The sequence below is a fragment of the Aeromicrobium sp. genome, from assembly GCF_036675695.1.
In the GTDB taxonomy this organism is placed as follows: Bacteria; Actinomycetota; Actinomycetes; order Propionibacteriales; family Nocardioidaceae; genus Aeromicrobium.
In genome coordinates this window covers 1-5,017 of sequence record NZ_JAKFEL010000119.1, presented here as the reverse complement: position 1 = coordinate 5,017, position 5,017 = coordinate 1, and the positions used below count along the sequence as shown (strand labels likewise).

General features: G+C 63.6%; 7 protein-coding genes. All 7 read left to right on the top strand.

What is annotated here, in order from left to right:
- Nucleotides 1-615: pyridoxal 5'-phosphate synthase lyase subunit PdxS (locus tag V6M39_RS07630; protein ID WP_332643207.1), on the top strand; the 615-nt coding region annotated here is incomplete at its 5' end.
- Between the two features lie 169 nt (nucleotides 616-784).
- Nucleotides 785-1,306, top strand: a complete 522-nt coding sequence (locus tag V6M39_RS07625; protein ID WP_332643206.1) for an alternate-type signal peptide domain-containing protein — start codon at nucleotides 785-787, stop codon at nucleotides 1,304-1,306.
- Between the two features lie 16 nt (nucleotides 1,307-1,322).
- Nucleotides 1,323-1,874, top strand: a complete 552-nt coding sequence (locus V6M39_RS07620; RefSeq protein ID WP_332643205.1) for a signal peptidase I — start codon at nucleotides 1,323-1,325, stop codon at nucleotides 1,872-1,874.
- A 26-nt stretch (nucleotides 1,875-1,900) separates the two neighbouring features.
- Nucleotides 1,901-2,485, top strand: coding sequence for an LPXTG cell wall anchor domain-containing protein (locus V6M39_RS07615; protein ID WP_332643203.1), 585 nt, complete (start codon nucleotides 1,901-1,903; stop codon nucleotides 2,483-2,485).
- Nucleotides 2,478-3,131 carry a SipW-dependent-type signal peptide-containing protein gene (locus V6M39_RS07610; RefSeq protein WP_332643202.1) on the top strand — a complete coding sequence of 218 codons (654 nt, stop codon included), beginning with the start codon at nucleotides 2,478-2,480 and terminating at the stop codon, nucleotides 3,129-3,131. Before V6M39_RS07615 ends, V6M39_RS07610 begins: the two co-directional genes overlap by 8 nt.
- Entirely contained in the window at nucleotides 3,128-4,147 is a 1,020-nt protein-coding gene (locus V6M39_RS07605) for a signal peptidase I (protein WP_332643201.1), read from the top strand. Before V6M39_RS07610 ends, V6M39_RS07605 begins: the two co-directional genes overlap by 4 nt.
- Nucleotides 4,148-4,242: 95 nt before the next feature.
- Entirely contained in the window at nucleotides 4,243-4,782 is a 540-nt protein-coding gene (locus tag V6M39_RS07600; protein WP_332643199.1) for a signal peptidase I, read from the top strand.
- Nucleotides 4,783-5,017 lie beyond the last annotated feature (235 nt).

Sequence of the window (5,017 nt, the reverse complement as noted above, 5' to 3'; positions counted from 1 at the left end):
CAGATCCTGCAGAGCCTGGGCGTCGACTACATCGACGAGTCCGAGGTCCTGACCCCGTCCGACTACGCCAACCACATCGACAAGTGGCAGTTCACCGTGCCGTTCGTCTGCGGTGCGACCAACCTTGGTGAGGCGCTTCGTCGTCTGACCGAGGGAGCAGCGTTCATCCGCTCCAAGGGCGAGGCCGGCACAGGCGACGTCTCCAACGCCGTCACCCACATTCGGGCGATTACTGGCGAGATCCGCAAGCTGCAGACCCTGCGCGAAGACGAGCTGTATGTCGCAGCCAAGGAGCTGCAGGCTCCTTATGAGCTCGTCAAGGAAGTTGCCGAGGCCGGCAAGCTGCCTGTCGTCCTGTTCACGGCCGGTGGCATCGCGACGCCCGCTGACGCGGCACTCGTCATGCAGCTCGGTTCTGAAGGCGTGTTCGTCGGTTCCGGCATCTTCAAGTCCGGCAACCCGGCTGAGCGCGCAGCTGCGATCGTCAAGGCCACGACGTTCTACGACGATCCGGACGTCGTCGCAAAGGTCTCCCGCGGACTCGGTGAGGCGATGGTCGGCATCAATGTCGATGAGATTCCCGAGCCCCACCGCCTGGCGGATCGCGGCTGGTAAGTCGCGGCCAGGCTCAAACCACACGTCGCTTAGCGCTGTGTCCTAGTCACAATGAGCCATCTTTCGGCCGTGGCGCAGTTTTCGCGTCAGGAATGACCCGGTACGGAGTCACACTCAGGTAGGGAGCCCGTGTCGAATTCGATCGGGATCGATTAGCTGAGGGAGCATCATGAATAGATCCACTAAGGGAGCCATCGCGGCGGCTGCGGCAGCCGTTCTTCTTTTGGGCGGCGCGGGATCGCTCGCCTACTGGACCGCGGACGGTGACGTCGACGGCGGAACTGTGACTGCAGGAACGCTGACGCTGACGGACCTCGACTGTGACGCAACCTGGACCGAGGGAGCGGACACCGATGTCCAGCTCATCGTCCCGGGCGACACCATCACCAAGGAATGCACCGGCGACATCACCATGACGGGCGATCACATCTCAGCTGACGTTGAGATCGACGACTCGTCCGTCGCAACTGCCGAGGCCGCGTTCAACATCGCCACGACGTCAGGTGACGCCGTGGACATCACCGCTGGCCTCACGGGTGGCGGCACTGTCAGCGCCTCCGGTCCCGTGTCGGTCACGATCACGGTTGCCTGGCCCTACGGAGCCTCTGCTGACAACGACGCGCAGGGCGTTTCGACAAGCGCACTCGATGATCTCGTGGTCAACGCCGTTCAGGCCGACCCGCACCCGTGATCTGAAGGTCTCAATGATGCGCCCAGTGGCGGCCTGGCTAGGGCAGGTCGTCGCTTGGGCCGTCATCGTGGCAATCGTCGCGGTACTCGCTGTGGCCGTTCTGGTTCCCCGGATAGCGGGGGCGACGCCGTACACGATCCTCACTGGATCGATGCGGCCGTCGTTCCCGCCCGGAACGCTCGTGGTGGTCAAGCCGATCGACTCAGATGAGATCCGCGCCGGCGACGTGATCACCTACCAGCTCGAGTCGGGCAAGCGCAGAGTCGTGACGCACAGGGTCACCAAAGTGGGCCAGAACCTGGGAGGCGACACGATCTTCACGACCCAGGGCGACGCCAACAGTGCTGCCGATGCCTTGCCGGTCATGCCGGTGCAGGTCAAGGGAAAGCTTTGGTACTCGGCGCCCTACCTCGGGAACGTCAATGAGGTTCTGACAGGCGACCAGCGCCAGGTAGCAACCTATGGAGTCGCCGGACTCCTGGCGATCTACGCGGCATACATGTTCATCGGCCCTCTGCGCGACAGGCGTAGCGGTCAGCACAAGTCAACGGAGGAGGTGGCGTCATGAAGTCGGTTTGGCCCTGTCTCACCTGTATGACGCTCCTCCTGCTCGGAAGCACCTCGGCCCATGCGGCCGATGAGTTGGGCTTGAGCCGCGATGGAGTCACGTGGGCGTCGGAGCTGCCCGGCGGACTGTTCGACGATGCATTCAGGTGGGTCCCGGGTGATTCCGAGACTGAGTCCTTCTACGTACGCAATCAAGGTCCCAGCGATTCGGTCATGGTGATCGAGGCGCGAAGCGCCGATTCTGACGAGCTGCTGAGCAATGACGACATCGAGCTCCGCGTCCGTGTCGACGGCGGGACCTGGGTGGACCTGCAGAACGGTGAACCCAGCAAGAGCCTCAGTCAGCAGAGCATCGGCGAAGACGACGTGGTCCACGTGGATGTCAATGCGACGTTCGATCCCGCATCGACCAATCAGTCTCAGAGCAAGACCCTTGACCTCACGTTCACCGTGGCTCTCGCCGACTCACTTCAAGGTGACGGGGGCGATTCCGGCGACGACTTGCTCCCCGGCACGGGAGCCCAGGTTTCAAGCTGGTTGGTCATTGCCGCCGGTGTCATGCTGACCCTCGGTGTACGGCTCGTGCGCCGGCGGGAGTCGCGCCATGACTAAAGGTCGGCACAGCGCGCCTCGCGGACGACGCGCCACCAAGCGCGGGTGGTTCGGACACGGCCGCACTCGTGCGTTGTTGTCTCTCGGGCTCGTCTTTGGATTCGGGGCCGTTGGCACCATGGCCTACTGGACAGACCAGGGCACGATGACCGCCGGCGATATCTCGGCCGGATCTCTTGACCTGCGGCTCAACAACGCATCGACCCTGATCGGCCAGGGAGGTACGTGGGACAACACCGCCTTCGCGGCCAGCAGCCTGATCCCCGGGGAGAGCGTTGCGTTCAGCTTCCCCGTACGTAATGACGGGTCCGCAGAGTTCCGGTTCTCAGCGACTGCCACCGCGAGCGGAACCCTCGCCACTGGACTGAGGTTCACCACGACGCACGGCGCGAGTGCGGCATCGAACTCCGGCTCAGCGAGCAACGGAAACCGCGTCGGGACGTGCGGAGCCAACACAGTCGGCACCAGCTCGGTGACCCTGTCTGGCGCCTCCTCATCAGTCATCGACACTCCCGGAGTCACGCTTGCGTCAGGCACATCGACCACGGTTTGCGTGATCGTGGCCCTCGATTCATCTGCAGGCAACGCTCTGCAAAGTGCCACGGGCACGGCGACGTACGTGTTCAACGCGGTGCAGCTGCCATGACGGATGGCGCACGCAAACGGTCGCGATCGCGTACTGGAAGCGTCATACGGAACACGTTGCTGAACATCGGTGCTGTCCTCGGTGTCATCTGCATCGTCGTGGCGCTCGCATCAGCATTCGGCGGCATCACGCCTCTTGTGTTCCGCTCCGGGTCAATGGCGCCCGAGATCCAAGCTGGCGCGCTGGCGTTCGCCAAGGAAGCACCGGTGACTGACGTCGCGGTCGGCGACATCGTGAGCGTTCGGGACTCGGCAGGAACGAGGGTCACTCACCGAGTCGTCTCGGTGACGTTGTCCGGCGACAAGGGAGAGCTGGTGCTGCGGGGTGACGCCAACGAGCAACCCGATGCCGAGACGTACACGGTCACGTCCGTTGATCGGGTGTTCGTGGATGTCCCGTATGTGGGCCACGCGCTGGGCTGGGCCCGTCACCCGGCTGCCCTGTTCCTGGTGGGTGCGTCAGTGTCGGGATTACTCCTCTTTGTGTTCAAGCCCAGAGGGGGGACGCGTGGAGGTGGACGCCGCAAAGCGGCCCGCGCTGGGACCGCGTTGGCTGTGTTGGGGCTTGTCGGAATCGCCGTTCCAGGCGTTCCCGGGACGTCCGCAGCCTTCTCCGACACTGGGACGATGACCTCCGGCACCGTCGTCGCCCACACCGTGACATCGCAGGCGCAGCCGACCTGTGCAAACGTCGACGGCTTCCTGGTCCTCGGCAACATCGCTCGCCTGACTTGGGCGCAGGTGAATGCGCGATACGAGTACACATGGGAACTGCGCAGAGCCGACAACAACAACCTCGCCGCGAGCGGCACCTTAGGTTCTGGAATCGCACAGGGCGCCACTGTGACGCTCGACATCAGCACGGGCCTGATCGGCACCAACACCAACTACAACGTGGTGATCCGTGCTCGGCTCGTCACTCCCAACACGTGGGTCGCGACCACGACCACAACGACTCCGGTCCGGCGCGCCAGCATCATCATCATCGGCGCTGCCTTCAGGTGCGGACACGCCTGACTCGTAGCTGACTCCAAGTAACGGCACGGATCAGCCATACTCGGGTCCGTGCATCTCCCAATGCGCTTGGATCGTCCGAACAGGGGATAGACGTGGTGACCGACCGTGCCCGCCGCAACATTGTCACCAGACTGCGCGACTGGCGGCCGACACGGACGACCCCGATCACGATCGCCGCTTCGCTCGGGTTCGTGTGCATCGTGGCGACAGCTGTCATCGCCATCTTCGACCTGACGCCGATTGTGGTCCGGTCCGACTCAATGGCGCCCGAGATCAACCGCGGCGATCTGGTGATCGCCCGCGCCGCATCGGCAGGGGAGGTCGCCGTCGGTGACGTGATCAGCGTTGAGAACCGCGCCGGCGTACGCATCACCCATCGGGTCGTGACAGTCGACCCGTACGGCAGCAGCATCCAGTTCACCCTCAAGGGCGACGGCAATGCTGTGCCGGACTCGCAGGTCTACAACGAGACGTCGATCGACAAGGTGCTGTGGACCGTGCCTAAGCTCGGCTATCCGCTGCGGATTGCGATAGGTCCAGTCGGCATATTCGTCGGAGGTCTGTTCATTGCTGCGCTCGCGTGGGTTGTGTCGGGACCGTGGCGGCGGGCCATCTCGGACCCCAACAATTTCTAGTGCTTCGTTAGTGGAATGAACCACCCGAGGCGTATGATTTCAGCATTGCTGCTTGAGGTATGGGAGTGCCTCTTAAGAGCAGCAAAGCAAGAGGGAGCACGAACCGCTGAGCTACTGCTCGCGATCGATCTCACCTCCGCTGAACCCGATCGGGAGGGATATCCGAGAGGGAGCGACGGTGGTGGCGTATCCCCTGGAGATTCGTCTCCCACGCCGCCACCGTCGTCAGTCGGAG